Source organism: Fictibacillus sp. WQ 8-8 (assembly GCF_024494405.1).
Classification (GTDB): domain Bacteria; phylum Bacillota; class Bacilli; order Bacillales; family Fictibacillaceae; genus Fictibacillus_C; species Fictibacillus_C marinisediminis.
In genome coordinates this window covers 18,389-43,098 of record NZ_JAMXKG010000007.1, presented here as the reverse complement: position 1 = coordinate 43,098, position 24,710 = coordinate 18,389, and the positions used below count along the sequence as shown (strand labels likewise).

26 protein-coding genes are annotated in these 24,710 nt (G+C 43.1%); 9 read left to right on the top strand and 17 right to left on the bottom strand.

Annotated elements, in window-relative coordinates:
* Nucleotides 1–25 precede the first annotated feature (25 nt).
* On the bottom strand, nucleotides 26–862 hold the full coding sequence (locus M1K46_RS16300; RefSeq protein WP_256226831.1) for a sulfurtransferase: 837 nt from the start codon (nucleotides 860–862) through the stop codon (nucleotides 26–28).
* Nucleotides 863–955: 93 nt separating this feature from the next.
* Between M1K46_RS16300 and zwf the strand changes: the two genes are divergently transcribed.
* The gene (gene zwf / locus M1K46_RS16295; protein ID WP_375162214.1) at nucleotides 956–2,464 is read left to right on the top strand and encodes a glucose-6-phosphate dehydrogenase; all 1,509 of its coding nucleotides are present in this window, start codon (nucleotides 956–958) and stop codon (nucleotides 2,462–2,464) included.
* Between the two features lie 28 nt (nucleotides 2,465–2,492).
* Here the strand turns inward: zwf and M1K46_RS16290 are convergent, their stop codons facing one another.
* Nucleotides 2,493–3,749 carry an MFS transporter gene (locus tag M1K46_RS16290; protein WP_062232025.1) on the bottom strand — a complete coding sequence of 419 codons (1,257 nt, stop codon included), beginning with the start codon at nucleotides 3,747–3,749 and terminating at the stop codon, nucleotides 2,493–2,495.
* A 168-nt stretch (nucleotides 3,750–3,917) separates the two neighbouring features.
* Between M1K46_RS16290 and M1K46_RS16285 the strand changes: the two genes are divergently transcribed.
* Nucleotides 3,918–5,087, top strand: coding sequence for an aminotransferase A (locus M1K46_RS16285; protein ID WP_053354359.1), 1,170 nt, complete (start codon nucleotides 3,918–3,920; stop codon nucleotides 5,085–5,087).
* Between the two features lie 33 nt (nucleotides 5,088–5,120).
* On the opposite strand, the gene M1K46_RS16280 is transcribed toward M1K46_RS16285, so the two are convergent.
* Nucleotides 5,121–5,384 (bottom strand): DUF2533 family protein, encoded by a 264-nt coding sequence (locus M1K46_RS16280; protein WP_256226828.1) that lies wholly within the window; start codon nucleotides 5,382–5,384, stop codon nucleotides 5,121–5,123.
* A 172-nt stretch (nucleotides 5,385–5,556) separates the two neighbouring features.
* Here M1K46_RS16280 and M1K46_RS16275 point away from each other — a divergent pair, with 172 nt between their 5' ends.
* The gene (locus tag M1K46_RS16275; RefSeq protein ID WP_256226826.1) at nucleotides 5,557–6,081 is read left to right on the top strand and encodes a hypothetical protein; all 525 of its coding nucleotides are present in this window, start codon (nucleotides 5,557–5,559) and stop codon (nucleotides 6,079–6,081) included.
* Nucleotides 6,082–6,116: 35 nt separating this feature from the next.
* On the opposite strand, the gene M1K46_RS16270 is transcribed toward M1K46_RS16275, so the two are convergent.
* From M1K46_RS16270 to M1K46_RS16260, 3 genes are all read right to left on the bottom strand, one after another.
* Entirely contained in the window at nucleotides 6,117–9,800 is a 3,684-nt protein-coding gene (locus M1K46_RS16270) for a dynamin family protein (protein WP_256226825.1), read from the bottom strand.
* Between the two features lie 110 nt (nucleotides 9,801–9,910).
* Nucleotides 9,911–10,462 (bottom strand): GNAT family N-acetyltransferase, encoded by a 552-nt coding sequence (locus tag M1K46_RS16265; RefSeq protein ID WP_256226823.1) that lies wholly within the window; start codon nucleotides 10,460–10,462, stop codon nucleotides 9,911–9,913.
* A gap of 93 nt (nucleotides 10,463–10,555) precedes the next feature.
* On the bottom strand, nucleotides 10,556–12,061 hold the full coding sequence (locus M1K46_RS16260; protein WP_053354364.1) for a DEAD/DEAH box helicase: 1,506 nt from the start codon (nucleotides 12,059–12,061) through the stop codon (nucleotides 10,556–10,558).
* 392 nt (nucleotides 12,062–12,453) lie between these two features.
* Between M1K46_RS16260 and M1K46_RS16255 the strand changes: the two genes are divergently transcribed.
* Nucleotides 12,454–13,863 carry a Na+/H+ antiporter NhaC family protein gene (locus M1K46_RS16255; protein WP_053354365.1) on the top strand — a complete coding sequence of 470 codons (1,410 nt, stop codon included), beginning with the start codon at nucleotides 12,454–12,456 and terminating at the stop codon, nucleotides 13,861–13,863.
* Here M1K46_RS16255 and M1K46_RS16250 read toward each other — a convergent pair.
* Nucleotides 13,860–14,495, bottom strand: coding sequence for a uracil-DNA glycosylase family protein (locus tag M1K46_RS16250; protein ID WP_256226821.1), 636 nt, complete (start codon nucleotides 14,493–14,495; stop codon nucleotides 13,860–13,862). The two genes, M1K46_RS16255 and M1K46_RS16250, sit on opposite strands and share 4 nt — an antisense overlap.
* 83 nt (nucleotides 14,496–14,578) lie before the next feature.
* On the bottom strand, nucleotides 14,579–15,406 hold the full coding sequence (gene asd, locus M1K46_RS16245) for an archaetidylserine decarboxylase (RefSeq protein WP_254781471.1): 828 nt from the start codon (nucleotides 15,404–15,406) through the stop codon (nucleotides 14,579–14,581).
* Nucleotides 15,407–15,578: 172 nt separating this feature from the next.
* On the opposite strand from asd, the gene M1K46_RS16240 reads away from it, so the two are divergent.
* On the top strand, nucleotides 15,579–15,866 hold the full coding sequence (locus tag M1K46_RS16240) for a HesB/YadR/YfhF family protein (RefSeq protein ID WP_053354368.1): 288 nt from the start codon (nucleotides 15,579–15,581) through the stop codon (nucleotides 15,864–15,866).
* A 20-nt stretch (nucleotides 15,867–15,886) separates the two neighbouring features.
* On the opposite strand, the gene M1K46_RS16235 is transcribed toward M1K46_RS16240, so the two are convergent.
* From M1K46_RS16235 to acnA, 7 genes are all read right to left on the bottom strand, one after another.
* On the bottom strand, nucleotides 15,887–16,207 hold the full coding sequence (locus tag M1K46_RS16235; protein WP_256226820.1) for a hypothetical protein: 321 nt from the start codon (nucleotides 16,205–16,207) through the stop codon (nucleotides 15,887–15,889).
* Nucleotides 16,208–16,209: 2 nt separating this feature from the next.
* Nucleotides 16,210–16,638, bottom strand: coding sequence for an acyl-CoA thioesterase (locus M1K46_RS16230; protein WP_091005574.1), 429 nt, complete (start codon nucleotides 16,636–16,638; stop codon nucleotides 16,210–16,212).
* 138 nt (nucleotides 16,639–16,776) lie between these two features.
* Complete coding sequence (gene tlp, locus M1K46_RS16225; RefSeq protein WP_053354371.1) at nucleotides 16,777–16,998, bottom strand: small acid-soluble spore protein Tlp; 222 nt, start codon at nucleotides 16,996–16,998, stop codon at nucleotides 16,777–16,779.
* Between the two features lie 65 nt (nucleotides 16,999–17,063).
* Nucleotides 17,064–17,573 carry a hypothetical protein gene (locus tag M1K46_RS16220; protein ID WP_091005571.1) on the bottom strand — a complete coding sequence of 170 codons (510 nt, stop codon included), beginning with the start codon at nucleotides 17,571–17,573 and terminating at the stop codon, nucleotides 17,064–17,066.
* A 162-nt stretch (nucleotides 17,574–17,735) separates the two neighbouring features.
* Entirely contained in the window at nucleotides 17,736–17,876 is a 141-nt protein-coding gene (locus M1K46_RS16215) for an acid-soluble spore protein N (protein WP_053354373.1), read from the bottom strand.
* A gap of 70 nt (nucleotides 17,877–17,946) precedes the next feature.
* Entirely contained in the window at nucleotides 17,947–18,075 is a 129-nt protein-coding gene (locus M1K46_RS16210) for an FbpB family small basic protein (RefSeq protein ID WP_082316242.1), read from the bottom strand.
* Nucleotides 18,076–18,187: 112 nt separating this feature from the next.
* The gene (acnA, locus tag M1K46_RS16205) at nucleotides 18,188–20,917 is read right to left on the bottom strand and encodes an aconitate hydratase AcnA (protein ID WP_256226818.1); all 2,730 of its coding nucleotides are present in this window, start codon (nucleotides 20,915–20,917) and stop codon (nucleotides 18,188–18,190) included.
* Between the two features lie 268 nt (nucleotides 20,918–21,185).
* Here acnA and M1K46_RS16200 point away from each other — a divergent pair, with 268 nt between their 5' ends.
* Entirely contained in the window at nucleotides 21,186–21,377 is a 192-nt protein-coding gene (locus M1K46_RS16200) for a DUF378 domain-containing protein (RefSeq protein WP_053354375.1), read from the top strand.
* Nucleotides 21,378–21,466: 89 nt separating this feature from the next.
* A complete protein-coding gene (gene sspO, locus M1K46_RS16195; RefSeq protein ID WP_062231999.1) occupies nucleotides 21,467–21,643 on the top strand; it encodes a small acid-soluble spore protein O in 177 nt (58 codons plus the stop codon).
* A gap of 1 nt (nucleotide 21,644) precedes the next feature.
* Here sspO and M1K46_RS16190 read toward each other — a convergent pair whose 3' ends face one another.
* Nucleotides 21,645–21,899, bottom strand: coding sequence for a hypothetical protein (locus tag M1K46_RS16190; RefSeq protein ID WP_053354376.1), 255 nt, complete (start codon nucleotides 21,897–21,899; stop codon nucleotides 21,645–21,647).
* An 80-nt stretch (nucleotides 21,900–21,979) separates the two neighbouring features.
* Here M1K46_RS16190 and M1K46_RS16185 point away from each other — a divergent pair, with 80 nt between their 5' ends.
* Entirely contained in the window at nucleotides 21,980–22,120 is a 141-nt protein-coding gene (locus tag M1K46_RS16185; RefSeq protein WP_062231995.1) for a small acid-soluble spore protein P, read from the top strand.
* A gap of 31 nt (nucleotides 22,121–22,151) precedes the next feature.
* Here the strand turns inward: M1K46_RS16185 and selA are convergent, their stop codons facing one another.
* Nucleotides 22,152–23,537 carry an L-seryl-tRNA(Sec) selenium transferase gene (selA, locus tag M1K46_RS16180; protein ID WP_256226815.1) on the bottom strand — a complete coding sequence of 462 codons (1,386 nt, stop codon included), beginning with the start codon at nucleotides 23,535–23,537 and terminating at the stop codon, nucleotides 22,152–22,154.
* Nucleotides 23,538–23,631: 94 nt separating this feature from the next.
* Between selA and selD the strand changes: the two genes are divergently transcribed.
* The gene (gene selD / locus M1K46_RS16175; RefSeq protein WP_256226814.1) at nucleotides 23,632–24,690 is read left to right on the top strand and encodes a selenide, water dikinase SelD; all 1,059 of its coding nucleotides are present in this window, start codon (nucleotides 23,632–23,634) and stop codon (nucleotides 24,688–24,690) included.
* The last annotated feature ends 20 nt before the right edge of the window (nucleotides 24,691–24,710 follow it).

The following is a 24,710-nucleotide window of genomic DNA, read 5'->3' as shown; positions in this document are numbered from 1 at the left end:
TTAAATTACGGTACGTGAAATTATTTTATTGTTTTTCAATTTTATTTTCCGGATAAGATATCCAGTCACTCCAGCTTCCAGGATATAATCTTACATTCTCGATGCCGGCTTCGTCCATGCCGAGTATATTGGCGCACGCCGTTACTCCAGATCCGCAATAGACGATCACTTCAGGTTTTTCTTTCAGACCTTTATGAACACACTTCAGCTCTGATGAGTCAAGCCATTTACTTCCTTCACTCACGTTCTTTAGCCACGGAATATTCACCGCTCCTGGAATATGCCCCGCTTTCTTATCGATCGGCTCATGCTTACCTTTATACCGTTCAGGGTCCCTGGAATCAACAACAATGGCTTCCTTACCATCTTTGAGCGATGCTAGTCTGACTTCTTCCATACTGACCGTTCTCCATTTGCTTTCTTGAGGAGTAAAAACCATTGGCTGCAGAACCGTATTCTCGGACGTCACTGGGTACCCTTTCCTTTCCCAGGCAGAAAAACCTTCCTGCAGGACAAAAACCTTCTCACTGCCAAGAAGCTTCAGCATCCACCATAACCTTGCAGCATATGAGCCTCCCTGATCATCGTAAGCAATAACGGTTTTCTTTTCATCAATTCCTAAACGTCCAAACACTTGCGACATTTCTTTTTTTGACGGAAGCGGATGGCGACCTCCATGCTCTGTGACACTCCTTGACAAGTCTTTTTCTAGATCCACATAAATTGAACCTGGAATGTGTCCCGAATCGTACTGTTTCCTTCCGGCTTCCGGGTCGGATAGGCTATACCTGCAGTCACATATGACAAGCTCTGAGCGCGATAAATGAGACTCCAGCCATTCTTGTGTTACAATATTTTTCATGAGGCGACTCCTTTCGATAAATAATTCACGTTATTTTTATGAAACATAGGGGAAACTGATGTCATACGCAATATTAGCAAAGTGAGGATTGATATCATGAACAACCATATTCCAGAAGCCTGTATCGTACTTTTCGGTGCAACAGGAGATCTGGCTCACCGTAAACTGTACCCTGCACTCTTTCAATTGTACCAAAAGCAAAAGCTCAACGAAAAGTTTGCTGTCATCGGTGTCGGAAGAAAAGAATTTTCACATGAAAAATTTCAGGAAGATGTGAAACTTTCTATATCTAAAGAGAAAAACATCCAAAATGACAAAGTGGATGAATTCATCTCCCATTTTTATTTCCTTCAAATGGATGTAACCAACGAAAAAAGCTATCAAGATCTAAAAGCTCTTGCTGATGAACTCGACAGCAAATACAGCCTTGGCGGAAACCGTATGTACTATCTTGCGATGGCTCCGCAATTTTTCGGTACCATTCCTTCCTTCTTAAAATCAGAAGGACTGACTGAGACGGAAGGCTGGCAGCGCCTGGTTATTGAAAAACCTTTCGGACACGATCTTCAATCAGCCACTGAACTGAATGAGCAGCTTCAGAAGAGTTTTCCTGAGGAAAGCATCTACCGTATCGACCACTATCTTGGTAAAGAAATGGTCCAAAACATTCAGGTCATCCGCTTCGGAAATGCGATCTTTGAATCGATATGGAACAACAAGTACATATCCTCTGTTCAGGTTACCTCCAGTGAAACACTTGGTGTTGAAGACCGCGCATCCTATTATGAAAAATCCGGTGCGATATTGGATATGCTGCAGAACCATATGCTGCAGATGGCGATGATGGTTGCTATGGAGCCTCCCGGCGGACTGGATCCCAAATTAATCCGCGATGAAAAAGTTAAAGTGCTTCGTGCCCTGCGTTTCTACAATGAAGAAGAAGTTGCTAAAAACGTGATTCGCGGACAATATAAGGAAGGCACAATGAACGGAAAAACCGTTCCTGCTTACGTGGATGAAGAGAATGTCGATCCTGCTTCAAAAACGGACACATTTGTTGCGGCTCGCGTGTTTATTGATAATTTCCGCTGGGCTGGTGTACCGTTCTACCTTCGTACAGGTAAACGTATGGCAACAAAGGCAACAGAAATCGTGGTTCAGTTTAAGAACGGACCAATGGCGCTCTATCACGAGCATGTTGACCATTATCAGCCAAACCTTCTGAGAATTCATATTCAGCCGGATGAGGGCTTGAGTCTCTCGCTGAACGCGAAGCCTCAAGGTGATTTCCCTGCCCTTCTGCCGATCAACATGAGCTATTGCAACAACTGCCATAATGAGTTGAACAGTCCTGAGGCATACGAGAAACTGATGCACGATTGCCTCCTCGGAAATTCAACGTATTTCACGCGCTGGGACGAAGTGGCTCTTTCTTGGGAATTTATTGATGGAATTACAAATGCCTGGAGAAATGGAAATATTCCTCTCTACAAATATTCTTCAGGAACAATGGGTCCTCTTGAAGCGGAAGAACTATTGAACGAAGACGGCTACACTTGGTGGCCGCCAACAAACCTTAGAACTGATCGCGATGAAAAGTAAAAAGCTCACGGCATATGCCGTGAGCTTTTTAATGCAATGCAGGGTTCAGCGGTTTTGCCTGCCCTTCTTCTTTTTTGCCTTTCTCACCTTTTTCCTTTTCGGGTTTAATCGCAAAAAAAGCAAGCAGTGCAGCAAACAGACTGACACCCGCGGATGTATAAAATACGATGGAATGATCGGATTTCATGATGATCGCATAAATGGGAGGTCCGAGAGCAACCCCGACGAAGCGCATTGAGCTATACAATGAGGTGATGGTCCCTCTCTCTTCTTTCTCTATACCTTCTGTGATTAAAGCGTCCAGACATGGCAAGGCTGATCCAATTCCTATTCCGCTGACAAAAAGAATGGCAAGCAGGAAATAGAGTCCATCTGTAAACGTAACACTCAAGATCGAAACGGCAAGCAGCATGATTCCCCCGAAAGTGAGCCATTTCATGAAAGACTTGTTCTGGCCGATCTTCTTGCCAGCAATATATGAAGAAATAGATAACGCAAGAAGCGGAATGGCTAATACGAATCCCTTTTTAATCCCGTGTATGCCGTATTCTTCTTCAAGTGTTGTGGATAAATAAAATAAAATGCCAAACAGCACAAACATGATGATCCCCCCGATTGCAAAGATAGCGATCAGCCATTTGGCGTTGTTCTTGAACGTTTTCTTAAACGATCGTAAAAATTTCTTGAAAGCCGGCGGTGCCTGTTCTTCTTTCTTTGGAGTCTTCACAAGAAAAAAAACAAGGCCGATGGAAATCAAGCAGAAAATGGGAATAAACCAAAAAGGAAGATGCCAGATGAAGGTTGCCAATATAGCCCCCACGATTGGGCTCAACACTTTGCCAAACGTATTGCTCGTTTCGATCAGGCCGAGACCTGAGCTTACTTCCTTTTCATCATCAAACATATCCCCCACCAATGGGAGTACGACCGGAGCTGCTCCTGCTGAACCGATCCCCTGCAGCAGCCGTCCGGCCAGGATAATGTAATAAGGATCATTCATTTTCCAAGAAGCCCAGCCTGTTACGAGCCCTCCAATACCTGCTATGATCAAACTTGGAATGATGACTTTTTTTCTGCCCAGCCGGTCGGACAGGTAGCCCGCGATAGGAATAAGGATGATAGCCACTATAGAATATACCGTAATGATCATCGAGACTTGAAAAGAAGATATATGCAGTTTCTTTTCAATCGAGGGCAGTACAGGGATCAACATTGAGTTTCCCAGCGTCATTACCAGCGGGATTGATGCAAGTGAAATTAAGTCCAGCTTTTTTTTCGATTCCATATTCTCCTCCAGATCCAAATAGCATACAGGCTTTTTCTTAGTATGGTTTTCACAGCTTTTTACATACAAGAAATTCAAACCATTGACTCTAAAAGGAGTTTAAAGCTAAACTTAACAACAACAGACATCCGCTGCTAAAAGCAAACGGATAAAGAAAGGAAGAATGAGTTGGAACATTTATTGAATCCCTCGGTCAGACATATTCAAATATCGGGGATCCGTACGTTTTATAACCTTGTCAGCCAATATCCGGACGCCATTTCTTTTACCTTGGGACTGCCTGACTTCCCTACTCCGGAGCATATTAAAGATGCTGCCAAACAGGCCATTGATGAAAACAAAACCGTGTATTCTCATAATGCCGGCTATTTAGAGTTAAGGAAAGCCGCCTCTTCCTTCTTGAATGAAAAATATGGAATGGAATATCATCCAGAACATGAAGTGATCGTAACGAACGGTGCCAGTGAGGCAATCGACATTTCTCTGCGCACGATCTTAGATGAAGGATGTGATGTCCTGCTGCCCGGTCCAGTATACCCAGGCTATGCTCCTGTCATCGAGATGTGCAAAGCGAATCCAGTTTATGTGGATACCACAAAAAGCGGCTTTAAACTTAACGCCGAGCTAATTCAGGAACACCTCACCCCCAATACAAGGTGCGTGATCCTGCCCTATCCTTCCAATCCAACGGGCTGTATATTATCTCCTGGCGAGCTCAAGGAAATTGCAGATGTGCTAAAAGATCAGGATGTTTTTGTACTATCCGATGAAATCTACAGCGAACTCACTTACGAGCAGGATCATGTCTCGATCGCATCGATGCCAGGGATGAAAGAAAAAACGATTGTTATCAACGGGCTCTCCAAGTCACATTCTATGACCGGATGGCGGATCGGCCTCGTCTTTGCCCCCGCAGAGATTTCAAAACATCTATTAAAGGTGCATCAATACAATGTGACATGCGCTTCAACTATTTCACAGATGGCTGCGATTGAAGCATTAACAGCCGGCAAAGACGATGCGCTTCCCATGAAAAAAGAATATAGCAAGCGTTTAGAGTTTGTCATCAGAAGGTTAACTGAAATGAAACTGCACGCCGAAAAGCCAGGAGGAGCTTTTTATATTTTCCCTGATATCTCTCCATATGGGATCACTTCACTGGAATTTGCCACAAAGTTATTGGAAAAAGAAAGAGTAGCCGTAGTTCCCGGTTCAGCCTTTTCTGAACTGGGTGAAGGCTACATCAGGATTTCTTATGCAGCATCTATGGAACAGCTATCTGCCGGTTTAGACAGGCTGGAATCCTTTTTAAAATCCCTATCCATCACTAATCCTTAATTATTTTAGGAAATCACAAAAAAAACCAGGCATTTAAGCCTGGTTTTTCTTGTGCGCATATTCCTTTACCATTTGTTCTGTGATCAATTTTCGCTGAGGAACAATCCCCTTTTGAGCTAGCTGGTTCATTTGTTTACTTACTTCATTAATCTCTTTCACACTGAAAGGAAGTCCTTTTCCGCATTGCTCAACCGCGATATCGATCAAATTTTCTCTTCTTTGTTCCAGCATCAGAAATTCTGATACAATCGCATGCTGTCTGCTGGAATGTTTGCTGATCTCTTGATGTACACTCATTCCTTTTCCTCCTCAAACCTCATCTTTGGTTTAGTATACCATGTGATTGATCAACATTCATTTTTCATAACATTTTAAATAATTTATCATTTTACAACTGACTGAAAACATAATAAACTAGATTTTGCCGGCCGATTTCTAGAAAATTACATATTTAGGGAGGTTTTGTGATATGAAGAAATTTATGAGTATTGCCGCAGTACTTTTGCTTGTGCTGAGCGTAGGATGCAGCCAGGAAAAAGAAGCAAAAGGCCAGGAAAAACCAAAATCAGAAACTTCATCGGACAAAAACAAAGAAAAATCCGCAGTATTGGATTTTGAAGTTGAATTAGGAGCAAAACTGCGTGAATATCATGCGCCGTTCAATGCCTATGCAGCAGCTCTTGATCCTGAAAAGAAAACACCAAAAGCAGACCTTGAAAAATTAGCTGCAGCAGCCAAGGACTCTGGAGAGAAAGCAGCGAAAGAAATCCCTGAGCTGAAGGTTCCATCTTCCTTGACGAAAGAAGATCAAGATGTCTTCAAAACAGCTTTCAAAGACCTTAGCCAATCGTATAAGACAAGAGCTGAAGGCCTAGGAGATGAAGCGAAAACAGCAGAAGCTGACAAACAGTTCAGTGCTTTTGCCGAAAAAGTAAATAAAATCCATAAAAAACTAGGATTGATCGAAGCAAGCTTTGTCAGTGAGATCCAATAAGAGCAAAAGGAAACCGTCTAAACGGTTTCCTTTTTTTATAATTGATTCAGTTCCAGTAAGCTTTTCTTCATCGTTTCCAGAAGCCCAGGAGTTTCAAGCGCTTTAAGCAGCCCTTCATAATAAAGGACAGCTTCTTCTTTTCTACGGCTGATTTCGGATCGCGCTGAATCATTAAATGCTGAAAGATAATACATATAGAACACTCCTGCACTATCATCCACAAAAGTTTGAACTGGGTTTTCCATCATGGTGTACATCTTTTCCATGATGTTTTTCTTTCCCCCTTCTTCAAAGAAATGACGTGCGTTCTTAAATTCTTTAAGAATCGTTTGTTTTCCCTCGGCCTCGTGAAGCTTCGTTTCAATTTCAAGGCTCTTGAACTGAATTTCCTCTTTTTCCATGTGATACTCCGGACCATTAAACCTTTTCAATGCCTGATCCATTTCCACGTGCATCTCACTGAGCAAGTATAGAATGTATTTCTCTACCCTGAGCATGGTTGCCCTCGATTCCTGCTGCAGATCAAATTGAATCCTCTGATGCAGTTCTTTCCAGCTTTCAGGCAAAGCGTTCTTTTGTTCTTTTACCGATCCTGTGATCACAGAGGAGTTGAATGCCTCATTAAAAAATTCGGTAAACCGAAGCATAACTCTTTGTTTTACATAAAACAGCAGCTCATTGATCTCTTTTTGAAGAAGCTCTTCTTTTTGCTGCAGAAAATAGCCTTCCATCGTTTGCAGCACGTTCGTGCATGTATTCTTAAGCTCTTGTGTTTTTCTTTCACGGTCCTTTTGACTGGAGGCTGCTTCGTCGATCAGCCGCTCCAGCATAAACTTGGATTGCTGGAATTGGTTAATCGCTGAATTCATCAGCACATCTGCAAGGTCTTCTTTTAAGAAGGACATAAAGGCGTTCATGAACGGCAGGAATCCTGTCCGCTGCAATAGTTCCTGCCCTTGTAACTCTTGGTATTTGCTTCCCAGCCGGTTTCGTTCCTCCTGAGACAGTTCACCCGTCGGTTTTTGTCCCAGCAATGAAAAATAGCTCGACATCGGATACAGCTTTGGATGTCTAATCCCGAACCGGCGCAAATTATCACCGACGTGTTCCACAACATCGATGAGCTCTTCACCATCCTTCGCCAGATCTGATGCATTGACCACGAAGAACATTTTATCCAGTTCAAAGGTGTCTTTGACACGTCCGAGCTGGATCAGAAACTCACGGTCAGCGGCTGAGAATGCATGGTTATAATAGGTTACATATAGTATGGCGTCTGATTTTTTTATAAATTCAAAAGCGACGTTCGTATGGCGGGCATTGATGGAGTCAGCTCCCGGTGTATCCACCAATGTCACCCCCATCTTTGTCAGCGCGCAATCATAATAAACCGATACACTTTCTGTAAAACATGCCTTTTCTTCATCGGCAACGAATGCCTTAAACTCTGCAGCAGTAATTGACATTTCGGTACCCATCCGCTTTTCTATGGCACTGAACCCTCTATGGACCGCCATTAAAAATTGAAGGTGTGGACGAAGCTTATCAGAGCTTTTTCGACTGTCAATCTGGCCCGCTGCCTGTATGGCTTCGAGAATGTTTCCTGCCTTTTTTCCAAAATGAGAAAGTGACAGGTTGATCTCATCTAAAAGATCTTGTTCTTTTTTAAAATAAATGAGTGCTGTGCCGTGCTGATGCTCTTGATCAGGCGGAACAATCCTATTGATCGTGGCAGTCGTTGGATTCGGAGAAACGGGCAAGAGTTCTTCCCCGATCAGCGCATTGGCAAACGATGATTTTCCAGCAGAAAAAGCACCAAACAGCGAGACCGTAAAATCCCGGTTTAAAAGCCGTTCTGAAAAACGTTTCATATCATCAGAACGATTTTTCATCATCTCAAGCCTGGACAGGATGGTTGCTGCGGATTCAAGCTTTTCTGCTTCATCCTCAAGACGGGACGACTCCCCGGTCTTTGCGCGGTTCACTGCTGTTTCTCCAATAGGGACGTTATCCAGTATTTCGGTTTCTTCAGAAGGATTGGCGTTTTTCTTTAAGTCTTCAACGGTAAGTTTAGAAACCTCCTCCACTTGTGCTGCAAGGACGAGATCTGCTTCTTCCATCGCAACTGCATGGTTTTGTTCATTGTACAAGGCATCTAAAACCATGCTTTCTGTGGATATCCATTTTTGTCTCACTTCTTTTGTTTTTCGCAGTGCGGCTAAAATATTTTCCTGCTCTGAGATCAGCACCTTGTACTGTTGAATCTCTGCTTGCGCGTTTTTGTCTGTCTCAATAGTGATCTGATCAAGTTCCGGCCGGTAATGCGACATAAAAGTACGCTTGATATCTTCCACGACATCATTGCAGTATTGCAAAACATAATTGCCGTTTAATGAAGCTCCAGGCTTGATAAGAGCAGCCAGCCGGTCTGAACTCAGTACCGGCTCTTTTTTCATTACAACGGAATGTGCATGAAAGTAATCTTTAAGATGCCAGTTGATCTGTGTCTTTATGTTCTCCTGCACTGATTCATAAAAGGCATGAAGCCGTGCATTTCGTTCGGCTTCAGTTTTTTTAGAGGCGAACAGAACGCCTACTTTAAAACTATCCTGCCGGCTCTCAATGTAGTTCTTGGCAAGTTCTCTCGTCTGAAAGGGCATAAGGATAGCGTTGTCCAGGATGTCTTTAAACCGTTTCGCGGCATCCGCTTTCTTTTGTACCACATCTCTTTCCAACGTTTCCATTTTACCAAGAAAATGAACAGCTTTTTGTTCACTCGCGTTTTCTTCTTCTCCTTCAGCTGTTTCAAATGCTTCTCTATAGCGGTCTTCATCAAGGTCAAGACCAGTTTGTACCGTTTTTCTGATCAAGCGCTCAGTTTCGCTGAAGGCGTTTTCCTGAATCCATTCGTCCTTCGCCAAATAAAATTTTTGGAAGAGCGTTTTGATCTCCTGAAGCTGGTTCCCGGAATGGCTGTGATCCATGATGGTGGTAAAAAAGATCTCTTCCGGTTCAATGTCCCAGCTCTTGAATCCGCTCTTAATTTTGTTTGTAAATTCACGGAACGTGATCTCTTTTTCATTGTGTTTATCGATCTGATTCACGATCAGGTACAATTTCTTTCCCTGTTCTTTCAGCAGCCGGATAAAAGTAAAATTCAGCTGTGAAAGAACATGGTTATAATCCATGATATAAAATACGACATCTGCCATATGAAGGGCAGATTCTGTTGCAACCTTATGGGCATCATCCGTTGAATCAATGCCTGGTGTATCATAGATGGCGATTCGGTCGGGAAGAACAGTACGGTCCACATTGATTTCAATACTCTCGATCTCTTCGCCGTTCTTTGCCCATTTTTTTATCTCTGACACATCAATAGGTGGATCTACACTCACTATTCCTTTGTTTCTTAATAAGATTTTTGCTGAAGGTGTTCCATTTTGAACTTTCACCACATTTGCACTTGTTGGAATCGGGCTTGAGGGCAATATGTTTTCCCCGATGAGCTCATTGATCATGCTGGATTTACCGGCAGAAAAATGGCCGCAGAACGCGATGGCAAACTGCTGGGTTTTCACTTTTTCATACAGATCCAAGACCGCACCAGCCTCGCCCCCAGAACCGAGTTTTTTTAATTCACGGTAAGCTGCGGCAATGGATGAAGCCGCACTCTTTATTTGCTGTTCACTTTGTTCGGTGATTCCTGCTCTATTCATTGAACTCTCCACTTCTCCAATACCTTTAGTCCTCTTCACTTTACCATAATTATGTATGATTCTCTATGAATGAATCTATAAAAAGAAAACTGGGGCTGCCCAGTTTTTCGCTACTCGCTTTCTTTTTTAAGGAAACAGGCCATATACCATTCATCCTGCAGTTCTTGATTGATGATCACTTGTCCTTTTTGAACGCCTTCCACGGTAAAACCAGCTTTTTCATAAAGCCTGATGGCGATTTTGTTTTCTGAGAAGACAGTCAGCCAGATCTTATAAAGTCCGTTCTCCTTCCCCCATTGGATGGAATAGTCCATTACCTCTTTGCCTATCCCTAAACCCTGTCCTTTTGAATTAATCCACGTTCTAAACATCCCCGTATGTTTTTTCATCGTAAGTTCACCTTTAATGATACGGGCGATCCCGATCACAGTTCCCTGTTTTTCGATGGCGGTATACATATTTCCTTTCATCCGGCAGTCACTGATAAAATCTTCTTCCTCACTTTTTGTGCGGGGCCTCTCTTTTTGTAAAAATTCTCCTGCATCAACGATTTCCTTTACTGCATCAACGATCTGCCCGGCATCTTCCATAACAACAGGTCTCAAGGTTATTTTTTCACCGTTCTTGGCATTAAATGTATAGGTTGAACCGATCATTTCCATCGTTATCCCTCCTATAGCTAGTATGCCAAAATCGGGTCATTGAAACCAAAAAATAAAAAAGGAACCTGCTGATTCGCAGATTCCTTTCGTATGTTATCTTGCTTTTTTGTCTTCTCTCATGCGTTTTGGCGCACGGTATGACATGTCTCGGTTGCCGCCGCCTTGACGCTGTTTGTCACTGCGGTTGCCTCCGTTTCTTCTCTTGTCTCTTGATTCGTTGCTGCTGCCGCGCTGAGGGCGTCGGCGGTCTCCGAATCGGTTGTCACGGCGTTTTTTCACCGAAAGTGGCGGTTCGAATGTCAATTCGATCGGAGTGCTATCCGGCTCTTTAGTCAACAGTTTTAATGCTGCAGACAACAGGGATACGGAATCATGCTCTTCAAGCATTTCCATCGCTGTTTGTTTGTAGATTTGGATATCTCCGTCTTCAATCACGTTAAGAAGCTTATCAAGCGCCATGCGCTGCTGGCCTTCAATCGCCTCGTTAAGTGAAGGAACAGGACGTTTCACCATTTTACGCTTCGTGATTTTTTCAATCGTATAGAGGTGATCGATCTCACGAGGAGTGATGAATGTAACCGCATATCCTGTTCTTCCCGCACGTCCTGTACGTCCGATACGGTGAACATAGCTTTCAGGATCCTGTGGAATGTCAAAGTTATATACGTGAGAAACACCGCTGATGTCTAATCCGCGAGCTGCAACGTCAGTAGCGACCAGTACTTCAATCGTGTTGTTCTTAAACGCGCGAAGAACCATGTCACGTTTCGATTGCGGAAGGTCACCATGGATTCCTTCAGCAGAATAGCCTCTCTTGTTCAATGCTTCAGCCAATTCATCAACACGGCGCTTCGTACGGCCGAAAACGATGGCAAGCTCTGGAGATTGAATATCAAGCAATCGGGTAAGAGCATCAAACTTTTGTTTTTCTTTAACTTCTACATACTCTTGTTCAATGCTTTTAACCGTCATCTCACTTGCTTTCACACGAATGACAAGAACATCTTTCATGAAACGCTCAGCGAGCTTTTGAATCTGTTTCGGCATTGTAGCAGAGAAGAGCATCGTATGGCGCTCAGTCGGGACATTTTCAAGGATTGTTTCAATGTCTTCGATAAAGCCCATGTTCAGCATTTCATCTGCTTCATCAAGAACAACAGTATGAACGTCTTCAAGCTTTAATGTTTTTCTGTTGATATGGTCGATCACTCGACCTGGTGTACCCACAATAATATGCGGATTGTTTTTTAGTGCTTTGATCTGTCTGACGATTGATTGTCCACCATAGATCGGAAGGGTTTTAATCCCCTTATATTGGCCAATCTTGTTTAGTTCTTCACCAACCTGAACTGCGAGTTCACGTGTTGGAGCAAGAACGATTCCTTGAATTTTACGGGCTTTTACGTCGATCTTTTCGATCAACGGAATACCAAAAGCAGCGGTTTTTCCTGTTCCTGTTTGAGCCTGTCCGATAAGATCCGTTCCATTAAGAGCGGTTGGAATCGTATCACGCTGGATCGGCGTAGCTTCTTCAAAACCCATATTGTTAATTGATTTTAGCAATTCGGGACTTAAACCTAATTCACTGAATGTTGTCAATGTGTAACTGTCTCCTTTTTCGTCAAAACCATTTCCTTATACTTCCAAGTAAATCTCCTGAAATCATCTTTTACAATCTTAAAAATCACTGGTTTAGTGTTCAAAATAAAGATTATTAAACAAAGTAGGCCTTAAAAAAAGGCACATATTTAGATATAATATGCCCCTATACAGAAGTATATATAAACAGTTTTGCTTCCAATTTATTATCGAACATAACCTTAACATGACAGAAGAAATAATGCAACCTCTACATGCTGCAAACAGATCTTGCGCATACATAATAGTGTATGCCGGTAAAGCTTTGTTGGCGATTCATGAACGATCAAGAATAATTTCCCTTGAGCATCACATGATAATGATTAGTCAATCCAGATGAATCGGGGGGCATTATGAATCAAACTTGGCTGTCCATCATACCTTTTCTTGTTGTCATTCCCATAGCGGTTAAAACGAGGCAAGTTCTGCCGGGCTTATTTATCGGCTTTCTGGCGGGCTGCTACCTGTTGGAGCCTTCCCTCATCGGCGGCCTCAAAAAAATGATCACTTTTGTCATTGAGGGCTTAACCGATAAAAGCAACCTGAAAATCCTGTTGTTTCTTTATGCTTTTTCAGGACTGGTCGGCATCATTAAACTTTCAGGCGGTATTCGCGGTTTCGTAGAAGCAGCCTCTTCAAGGATTCAGACAAAAAAAGGAGCGTTGTTCTTAACTTACGTTTCTACGATCGGCACTTTCAGCGCACCCAGCTTCCGGTTCGTAACCATTGCTCCGATCATGAGGTCATTGATGAAAAAAGTAAAAATGTCTACTCAGGAATTGGGGTTTGTCATCGAAACTACAGCTACGCCGATCATTGTACTCATCCCGATCGCGACCGCTTTTGTAGGCTATATGACTTCCATTGTTGATATGGCTTTAGAGAATGAAAAGATAAAAGGCGATGCCTATTCCCTCTTTATCCAAAGCATTCCCTATAATTTTTTTTCAATTGTTATGATCATCCTTGGCATTTATTTAAGCTTTTTCCACCATTCCAGCTCACAGCCCATGAGCAGCAATGAGTCCATCGAAACTGAGGAAGATGACTGGCATAACTGTGACCCTGCTGTGTCAAAAGATCTTCCCGTCAAGCCGTGGAACTTGCTCATTCCGTTGATTATTGCCGTTTCTCTCACGTTATTCCTCACTTGGTGGGACGGGAGCAAAAAAAGTGAAGGATTTTTTAACGCCTTCATTAAAGCGGATGTACTAGATGCCATGGTGATGGCTCTTATCATCACCATATTGTTTTCGTTCGTCTACTACCGATTTCAAGGTGTGAAAACGGGGCCCCTGATGGAGGGCTTCATTGCCGGCGGAAATGAGCTGATGTCTGTTATCGTACTGCTTACCGTCGTCTGGGGCTTGTCCTCCGTGACCGACAAGCTGGGATTCTCGCGGTTTATTACCGACCATTCAGGATGGATTCCTTCCGCATTCGTGACTCCTGCTCTATTCGTTTTCGGTGCAGCAGTGTCCTATTTTATTGGTTCAGCCTGGGGAACATGGGGCATTCTGATGCCGCTCGGGATCTCCATGTCCCAAGCTGCCGGCATCTCCCTTCCTCTTGTGATCGGAGCTGTATTCGCGAGTGGAACGTTCGGAGCCTTTGCATCACCGCTCAGCGATGATACGAACACGATCGCCCGGATATTGAATCTTCCAGTCATTGATTATGCGAAATACAAACTGAAGCCCGCGCTTATTGCTGCAGGAATTACTGCCGTCCTGTATGGTGTAAGCATGCTTTTCTTTTTTTAAATGTAACCCACGGCCTCAGTAACCTCGGCTATCTGTGCACTATACCGATCCTTTGACCAGGAATTATAGGAAGGATGAGGGACATCGCTGACAACTTTCCAGTTGGAAGACTGGACATCAGCAAGCCGGAACTGTTTCTGTGCAAACCGTCCGCACGGGACGATGACCAAAGGCTGATTGACAAGTTCGGTTAACCTTTGGTTAAAATCCTGCTGCATGATTTCCTGGAAAGCATTCCATGTTTCGTCCCTGTACACATCTTTATCATTCCCCACACGGACTTTTTCTGCAGCATTCACAAATTCAGGGTGGCTATCACCCCATTTGCTATCTGGAATCGCTGCGCTCTGCAGCGGAAACGGGCAAACATTCAAGATGCCAAGATGGCAATAAGGTTTCTTATCGCTATTTTCTTTCAGCAGCAATCCAAAGGGCAGGCTTTGTTTCCCTTCAAATAAAACTTTGCTTACCGACCTCCCTGAAGAACCGGCCAACGGTATATGATGTTTGATTTCCTCGCGATGCGGGGACTCCAGGATAAACAGAATTCGTACATGAGGTGATATGATGTCGGACACTGAAAAATTCGCCTTCGCCTGCTGAAATAATTGTTCCATTGTTAAGAAGCTCATGAACTTTTCCTTCCTTTCTTCTTTTATTTTTTCGCTGCTCAAGCCACTATACCCGTTTTAAAAGGATGCAAAAAAGCCCGTAATTAACGGGCTTTAATCTTTCCTATTCTTTGGCCCATTTTAACAGCTGAACCGGCTTTGACAGATGGATCTAGCTCCATTTTTCCGTTTTGAAAGATTAAGATGACGGTCGAACCGAATTCAAAATGGCCGATTTCTTCCCCTTTTTTATATCGTTCAGAGGGATGCTCCGTTTTTAGCACCTTTTTTCTTGCCCGTTTATACGGCTCGCAGTATGCCACTTGCACACTTCCGACGATGAATGCTCCGACCTTCACGATGGCGATCTCCCCTGCTTTTGTGTCAGCATAGGTGACGAGTCTTTCATTTTTCGTAAAGAGCCCTTTGACATGATTAACGCCGATATCGTTGACAGGAAACAGACGCCCCGGTATATACGTGCTCGAAGTGATTTTTCCGTCAAGCGGCATATGGATGCGGTGATAATCTTTTGGACTTAAATAGATCGTAATAAAGCTTCCTTCTTCAAAGTCCTCTTTCGCCTCACCCAATAAAGAATGAACCGAATAATCGATTCCTTTCGCCTGGATGATCGTCCCCTTTTGAATTCGTCCAAACTGAGATACCACTCCGTCAACCGGAGAAATGATCGAGTCAGCCGAATTATCAATCGGGCGCGCATTGATCTTTAATTTTCTTGAAAAAAATTCAGTAAGGTGCTTATAGTCCTGTATTGGTTTTTCAATTTCTGATAAGTTAATGTCATACATTTTGGCATATGGTTTAACATACCATTTGCTCATTTTTGTTCTTCCCAAGGAACCGGCAATACGGGAGATCCCATTTTGCGGAAGCATGGAAATAAAAACCTTTGCTACTCTATGTTTCACACTATTGTCCCCTTATATGTTACCTGTATTTCTGTCCGGTATGTATCGATATTATTATAACATGTTTCATTTAAAACAAAATTCTTTATTTGATGAGAGGCTTCAGCTATAGTAGCAATGATGAGGAATGGAATGTTACAATCATGCTCTCAAGGAGGTTTTACTTACTACTATGAAGATGAACATTACGGACTCTGCTGTTGCATGGTATAAGAACGAAATGGAAATAAAAACGGGAGATTTTGTGCGTTTTTTTGTGAGGCTCGGCGGCTGCAGTACAGTCCAGAGCGGCTTTTCACTGGGAGTTGCAAAAGAACAGCCGAAAGAAGCAGGTTCTGAAGTTCAGAAGGATGGAATTACATTCTACGTTGAACGAGATGACATGTGGTATTTCGATGATCATAACCTGAACATCGACGTGGATGAAGACGGTCAAACGATCGATTTTCAGTATGAATAAACAAATGTGAGGAATCGTGATTACCGATTCCTCTTTTCTGTCTTTTTTATCAGCCTTTCTACCTGATCCATTTTGTTTTCTGCCCGAAGAATTGCTGTTTGCCTGTGCCCCATCAGATCAAAGTGGGGATAGCCATGACGGTGATGGATCCATTCTTTCTTTAGGCCATACTTCTTACCCCATTCTTCTAAGGCTATCAGATCTGAACAGCCAACCTTCGTCACCGTTTTCATATCAGGAAAGCGGGGATCATACCAAAAATGAGTAATAAAAGCAATTTTGCCGCTGGCCGCTTGTTTCTTCCAATTGTTCAGCTCTTGTCTTGCTAAACCGAATGCCATGATTATCCCTGCTTTTGTTTTTTCTGTGCTTCATAAGCCTGATGCCAATCCGGAAAAACTTTTTTAATTGAAATGGGACGAAATGAATCTTTTTTGACACAAACATGTGTCGAATTCCCAGTCACACACAGCTCATCTTTGGAATTTCTGATTTCATAACCGTATTTTACCTTCAGTCCTGTATATTCATCCACCCATGTGAAAATCTTGGCCTGATCGCCATATGTTAGAGGCTTCTTATAATTGGCATGGATCTCAGTGACTGGAGATAAAATTCCATCCTTCTCCATCTGTGCATAACTGAATCCGAGATCTTCAATAAATGCCGTCCGGCCAATCTCAAACCAAATTAAGTAATTGGCATGATAGACGACACCCATTTGATCTGTTTCTGCATACCTTACGTCCACTTTTGCTTCTGAAACTAACATGTTCTGTCATCACCTGTCTTATATTTTCCTTTATCCGCCATTCCAATAAAGTGTAACACAGTAAAGGTGCACGGCTGAAGCAATATGCAAAAAACCCCCTATCGCAACGAATGTTACAGCAGGGGGCGGTTCTTTTATCTATTGGTTATTGCGGTAAGATTGCTCATCTTCAATCTCGCTCTGAAACGATTGAATGCTTTCTTCTCTTCTCTCGTTCTTGTTCTTGATCTGTTCTTTTTGCTGGGAAGTCATATCTGTATTCTGAACAGATTCATTTGCTTCCTGAATGTTTTGCTGCGTATTTTCTACCATCTGCTGCAGCCTTTCAACATTATTGCTTCTGTCGTCTGGTTTAGCCATCGGGATTCCCTCCTCTAAATTTGAATCAAACATAGTTTGTATCAAAGAGGAAAAAATATTCCGGGCTAATTTCTGTTCATAATGATTGGCGAATGATGTTCGATGCTGAGCTCGCATAATTCTTTAAAAGCGTTCCAGCAATCCACCACTTCCTTGTCCTCCAGGTTCTGCATGGTAATACCGAGCCAATTAAGCTCTTCCGCAAGCCTGACTGAGGAACCAATCCAAATTTTTTTATTTTTCACCGTTATGAAGAATGGCTCTTCAAACCGGAACGGGAGATAGAACCCTTCCACATTCGGATGCATGATAATGTGCTGATAGACTGTGCCTTTTGTTAATTTTGCATAAAGCAAAAGAACACCGTCGCTTTTAGCGGCAGCTTTTTTAAGTTTATTTATGATTGAGTCAGGCCCAATCTCAACCGATCCTATTTCATTTCCCCAATTTAATTCTTCACGAAAAGGAACAAGATGACCGAGACGCTGCATCTGTAATTCAAGCTCCCGATATAAAACGTCCTGATCTTCCTTCTTGGTTGAGACAGGCAATGGTTTCACTTCTGCAGTTATCAACCGTACCCCTCCTATTTCTCATCTACTACATACTTCGCTAAATATGTTGATTTATATGGTGGTAGTGAACAAAACAAGAAGGAAATGCCAGGGTTTTCTTTCGGAAAATGGCAAAAAAGAGGTTCTATCGCTGACGTGCAGGCAATAGAACCTCTTTTTTATTCAGCCTTTTGTGGGCACATAATCAGGATGTTCATTGCCTTTGTTGGCCATTTGTTTTCCCTTATTGCCTTTTCCTTCTCTTGGCTGTGTCCCCAGATGGCTGGGTACAAAGGATTGCGGATGTCTTTTCGGGTTGCTCATATTTATCTGCCTCCTTCATTACATAATATTTACTCAAAATAAAAAAAGAAACAGGAACTTCCTGTCTCCATTAGGCTTTTTTTGTATGCTTTTCTTCAAGTTTCTTCTCAATTCGTTCCATGGCTTCCTGATCGCCCAGCAGTTCCCTCTTGTTTTCTCTGACCAGGTCCTTAAACGAGATGTGTCTGTTCTTCCTCAAAATCATCACTCCATCATCCATATTCTGTTACTGTTATGGACAGGAAAAAATGTTATTATTCAAATTTCAGAAAAATAAAAAAGCCCTCCCAAAGGAGAGCTTCAATATTCATTTAGTTTTGAGGCTGTTTGTTGGAAATTTTGTTGCGAAGAACCATTGGAAGAATTCCTCCATGGCGGTAGTAGTCAATCTCTACTTCACTGTCGAAGCGTGCGATGACTTCAAACTCAATTTTTGATCCTTCTTCAGTCACGGCCGTAACCTTAATTACGTCACGCGGCTTTACATTCTCATCAACTTGTACAGTAAAGGATTCCTTTCCTGTAAGACCGAACGTTTCTGCAGTTTCGCCTTCTTTGAATTGAAGAGGAAGCACACCCATCAACACGAGGTTGCTGCGGTGGATCCGTTCAAAACTTTCAGCAAGAACCGTTTGGATACCAAGAAGGTTTGTACCTTTTGCTGCCCAGTCACGAGAACTTCCCATTCCGTAATCTTTCCCGGCAATGACCATTAAGCCTGTGTTGTTTTCTTTATATTTCATTGCAGCTTTATAGATGCTCATTACTTCATTTTTCGGCCAGTATGTTGTCCAGCCGCCTTCTGTTCCAGGTGCGATCTGGTTGCGGATACGAATGTTGGCGAACGTTCCGCGCATCATCACTTCATGGTTACCGCGGCGTGAACCATAAGAGTTAAACTCGCGAGGCTCTACACCGTTTCTGATCAAATATTTTCCTGCTGGAGAATCTTTAGCGATTGCACCTGCTGGAGAAATGTGGTCAGTTGTAACTGAATCACCGAACTTCGCGATCAGGCGAAGATCTTTCAGCGGCTGAATTTCTTTCAAGTCAGCAGAAAGTTCTTCAAAGAACGGCGGATTTTGAATGTAGGTTGAGTTTGCATCCCAGCTGTAAAGCTTTTCAGCACTTGTTTTTAATGCGTTCCAGCGAGCGTTCTCATCAAAAACACTTTCGTATTCTTTTTTGAACACTTCCGGTGTAACCGCTTGGTTCATCGCTTCTTTAATCTCAGCAGAAGAAGGCCAGATATCTTTGAAATAAACATCGTTGCCTTCACTGTCTTTGCCAAATGAATCATTTTGAAGATCGATGTTTACCGTTCCCGCAAGCGCGTATGCCACAACAAGCGGAGGAGAAGCGAGATAGTTCGCTTTTACCAGCGGATGGATTCGTCCTTCAAAGTTACGGTTTCCTGAAAGTACAGAGGTAACCGTAAGATCATTTTTAGCGATGCCTTGTTCTACCTCTAGAGATAGTGGGCCGGAGTTACCGATACAAGTCGTACATCCGTATCCGACAAGGTTAAAGCCTAATTGGTCAAGGTAAGACATAAGTCCTGCTTTTTCTAAATATCCTGTAACAACTTTTGATCCAGGAGCAAGAGATGTTTTCACATAAGCTGGAACTTTAAGTCCTTTTTCAATGGCTTTTTTTGCAAGAAGCCCGGCACCAAGCATTACATATGGGTTAGATGTGTTTGTACAGCTTGTGATCGCAGCGATAGCAACTGCTCCCGTTTTCAAGACAGATGTTTCTCCGCTCGGATGCTTCACTTTAACTTCCTTGTTGATCTCTTCGTCTGTTAAACCGAATCCTGCGTTGCCTTGTGGAGAAACAAGCGCTTTATTAAAAGCTTCTTTCATCTTAGACAGCGGAATCAAGTCTTGAGGGCGTTTAGGACCGGAAAGATTGGATTCAATTTGTGTTAAATCGATTTCAACTACGTCAGTGAAGATCGGATCTTCAGCTCCCGGTGTGTAGAATAAGCCATTTGCTTTGCTGTATTCTTCAACAAGGGTGATCTGCTCTTCACTTCTTCCAGTAAGCCGAAGATAGTTTAGCGCTTCTTGGTCTACAGGGAAGAATCCGCAAGTCGCGCCATACTCAGGCGCCATGTTGGAGATCGTGGCACGGTCTGCCAACGGCATTTCCGCAAGCCCAGGTCCAAAGAATTCAACAAACTTGCCGACTACTTTCTTTTCGCGCAGAACTTGTGTCACTTTTAACGCAAGGTCAGTTGCGGTTGCACCGTCAGGAAGTTCACCGACAAGCTTCACGCCGATTACTTCAGGTACTGGGAAATAAGATGGCTGTCCAAGCATTCCAGCTTCTGCTTCAATTCCGCCGACACCCCATCCTAATACACCAAGACCATTGATCATTGTTGTGTGGGAGTCCGTTCCAACAAGTGAATCAGGGAAAGCTTCAAGTTCCCCTTCTACTTCGTAGCTTTGCACGACAGAAGCAAGATACTCAAGGTTTACCTGATGGACAATTCCTGTAGCAGGCGGCACCGCACGATAGTTATCGAACGCGGACTGAGCCCAGCTTAACAGCTTATAGCGCTCTTCGTTTCGTTCAAATTCAAGGTTCATGTTTACATTTAAAGAATCAGCTGTTCCATATTTATCAACCTGTACAGAGTGGTCAACTACAAGGTCAACCGGAATGTCAGGGTTAATTTGAGCAGGGTCTCCACCCATATCTTTCATGGCTTTTCTAAGAGAAGCCAAGTCAACAACAGCAGGCACACCCGTAAAATCCTGCAGGATTACACGTGACGGCTTGAAAGGAACATCGATATTCTTAAGTTCTGGAGTTCCCCATTTCGCTAGGTTCTCAATATGTTCTTTTAGAATTACTCTGCCGTCATGCTGCCTTAAAACGGATTCAAGCAAAATTTTAACGGAGTACGGCAATTTAGAAACGTTGCCCACACCCGCTTCTTCGAGTGCATTCAGTCGATAGTAGTTGTACGTTTTTCCATTTGCGCTAAATGATGAACGCGCTTTAAAAATGTCATTTTGTTGTTTAGTCATAACTCCACTCTCCTCCTTCAAACCAATCATACACCAAACAAGAGAAAAATTGTCGAAAAGTTGCACATATACTGCAAAATTCTCTCTTTACTCATTCTACAATTTCCTTCCCTTACCTATCATACGAAAGTGCTTTCAATAAGTAAATAACAGATATGTTATTAAACAATATAAGAAAATCTTATGTTCGTTTCCATTCACCAAAGATTTGCGTTTTCGTATGATATAGAGACTTAAATAACTCTCTTGGGAAAGGAGCTGAGGGCACATGGCTATTCTAAAACAGCTTGCTACACTTCTTGCAATTATCGGAGCACTGAACTGGGGTCTGATTGGTTTATTTGATTTTAACGTAGTTACCGCAATTTTTGGAAGCGGTTCCGCATTAACGCAAATCATTTATGTATTGGTTGGCTTAAGCGGTCTCTGGCTGCTTGTCGACTGGTTCAGGAAAAAATAGTCTGTTCTTTTATAAAAAGCACTCCAGAATTAGGGAGTGCTTTTTTTCTTTGTTCTGCACACACTAAAGGAACAAGGGGGGTGGATCTTATGGCAAAAGCAAAAGGGAAAGCGAATCATATCCGTCCGGGAATGAATGCAGCTAAAGCTCAAGGCGGCGGCGCAGGATATGAGACGGAATTTGGCAACGAACAGCTTCACGCTTCCAACGAACCTTTGACAGAGGCACAGAAACAGAACAATAAAAAGACAAAAAAACGAAAATAAATCAGCTGTTATATTGTGAAATAAACCCTTGGAGCTCTGAACGGTACTGCTCGAGCTGCTGTCTTTGATGTTCAGAGGACACTTCGAGTGCATTATCGATCTGCTGCAGTGCTTCTTCTGCTTCTTTTTTCAGTTCTTTTACCCTTCTGCCATAATCGGCAGCTTGGGTTTGAATGAGCTGATTTGCAGAAACTGCCTGAGAATATCCTTTTTCTGCATCTTGAAAAGCCTGTTGTTTATCTTTGTGATACGGCATTGTTCTTTCTCCTTTGTTTGATGTCATAATGTCTTTACTATGCCAAAACAAAGAATAATTTATTCAATACGGAGGGTCTTATGACAGAGCATAATAGGTTTGATGATATTCGCAAAAATGCCCCAAAAGGTCAAAATCCAGGACAGCCTGAACCGCTGAGCGGATCAAAAAAAGTGAAAAACAGAAACCACACCCGCCAGAAGCACGGCGGAAAAATGTAATTCCTCTAAAAGCCAACCTAAGCGTTGGCTTTTAGTTTAGGTTTAAGAACGTTTGAATCAGAGCCTTTTCATCCGTTTCATCCAAAGTCCTCGGATCGATGACACATTTATTGTTTCTTACCGTTACGATCACAGGAACTCTCTGCTTTCTTAACTTCTCCGCAAGCTCAGAGGGTGACAGATTACGATCCGTTACTTCTATTATATAGGCAGGCAATAGCACATCCGGCATCGTTCCGCCTCCCGGCATGGAAAACCCTTTTTTCACCGTACAATTGAACGTGCCTTCCAGCTTTCTTGCAATCCTTCCGGCCTGTGTCTGAATTTCCTCCTGTGTTCTCAGCATGTCCCGGATAACAGGAATCTCTTTCGCTTTCTCATCATTATGATAAGCGAGCAAAGTGGCTTCCAGAGCAGCAAGTGTAAGTTTATCTACACGAAGCACCCTCGCAAGCTGATGGTTTTTTAATACGGTTATTAATTCCTTCTTTCCAGCGATAATCCCCGCTTGAGGGCCGCCAAGCAATTTATCCCCGGAAAAAGAGATCAAGTCAATTCCTGCCTGAACGGCTGGCTTTATCTCAGGTTCGTCTCCGATCTTATACCGCGAGAACGGAAAGAGCGATCCGCTCCCCATATCCTCATATAAAATAAGTCCCGGATTTTTTTCTTTCAATTTCAGCAGTTCGATTGCAGGAATACTTTTTGTAAAGCCACTCATTTTGAAATTGCTGCTATGGACTTTCATAATCATAGCCGTTTCACTTGTGATCGCTCGTTCATAATCTGCCATATGCGTTTTATTAGTCGTGCCCACTTCAATCAGGCGGGCACCGCTTTCTTCCATGATGGATGACACTCGAAAGGAGCCGCCAATCTCCACAAGCTCTCCCCGCGAAACGATAACTTCTTTCTCTTTCGCTAAAACATTCAGGATAAAATAAACGGCTGCGGCATTATTGTTTACCACCAATGCCGCTTCACTGCCAGTGATGGATGTGATCTGCTTCTCAATAACCTCATTCCGAGATCCTCTCGATCCCTCTTCAAGATTGTATTCAAGGTTCGTATAGGAAGACGCAGCCTCGGCCACCCTTTCTGCGGCAGCTCTGCTCAGCCTTGCCCTCCCTAGATTCGTATGTAAAACAACACCTGTTGCATTGATTACTTTCTTCAACAAATAGGGACCTTCTTCGTAAAGCCTGCGGCTGACTGCTTCACATACCCGGGATAGTAGTTCTGTATTTTCGGCTTTTCCATTATAGCTGCCCTTCAGTATGGCTTCCCGGAGATTACTGATTTCTTCCTGAACCCATCGTGTAATTATTTCTGCCGGAACTTCCAATTTCTCCGCCTGCCAATCTTTGGCCTGTAGAACAGCATTCACAGCAGGCAATCTCCTCAACTTTTCCTTCACGTTCCTGCTCCTTTCTTCTTTCTCTTTTTTTTAATTGTACTTTTTCGCACTTCGCCTCAAAAATGTTTATACTACATTTAAGGAGGTGGAGTTCATGACAAGCCAGGATAAAATCCGTTTGACCCAGTTTTCAACCAAAGGCGGCTGAGGCTGCAAAATCGGTCCCGAGGACCTGGCACAAGTTTTGTGCCATTTACCAGAAAGAGAAGCTGACCCTAACTTGATCGTCGGCCTGGAAACTTCTGATGATGCAGGAGTATACAAACTGAGTGAAGAAGTTGCCATGATTCAAACCGTAGATTTCTTTACACCCATTGTAGATGATCCGTATATGTTCGGACAAATTGCTGCAGCCAATGCTTTAAGCGATGTATATGCGATGGGCGGCACCCCAAAAACCGTCTTAAATATTGTCGGTTTTCCGCTAAAAAAATTGGGCCATGAAGTATTAGCGGAGATTCTAAAAGGCGCGGCCGACAAAGTGCAAGAGGCTGGTGCTCTTATCGTTGGAGGACATTCCATCGATGATCAGGAGCCAAAATTCGGCTTATCTGTTACAGGCTTTGCCCACCCGGCGCAGATCTACAAAAATGTAGGATTAAAGCCCGGCGATGCTCTTATTCTTACAAAACCGATCGGAATCGGCATTCAGACAACCGCCATCAAGCAGAACCGTTTTAATGAGGGGCAAGTCCGGTATGTTTCGGAGATCATGGCCACATTGAACAAAACCGCGGCAGAATGCCTTGCTAACTATCAGCCTAATGCTGTGACCGATGTGACCGGATTTGGTTTGCTGGGACACGCCAGTGAGATGGCTAAAGGCAGTGAATCAGTTTCGGTCGCTCTCTCTTATTCCAGAACACCGGTCGTCGAAGGAACAGAAGCACTTGCCATGCAGGGAGTCGTCCCAGGCGGCACGAAAGCGAACCATCAATGGATTGAAGATTTGATCAGGTATGATGAGTCGCTGACAGAAACACAGCAATGGATATTATGTGATGCTGTTACGTCCGGCGGATTATTAGTCAGTCTGCCGGAGAACCAGGCCGATGCTTATCTTAGAGATCTGCATAGCGCAGGATTAAAGCAAGCAGCAAAGATCGGCAGTGTTACTGAACGAAAAGAAAGATTGATCATCATTGAACCTTAAAAAAACTCCGATTACTGCGG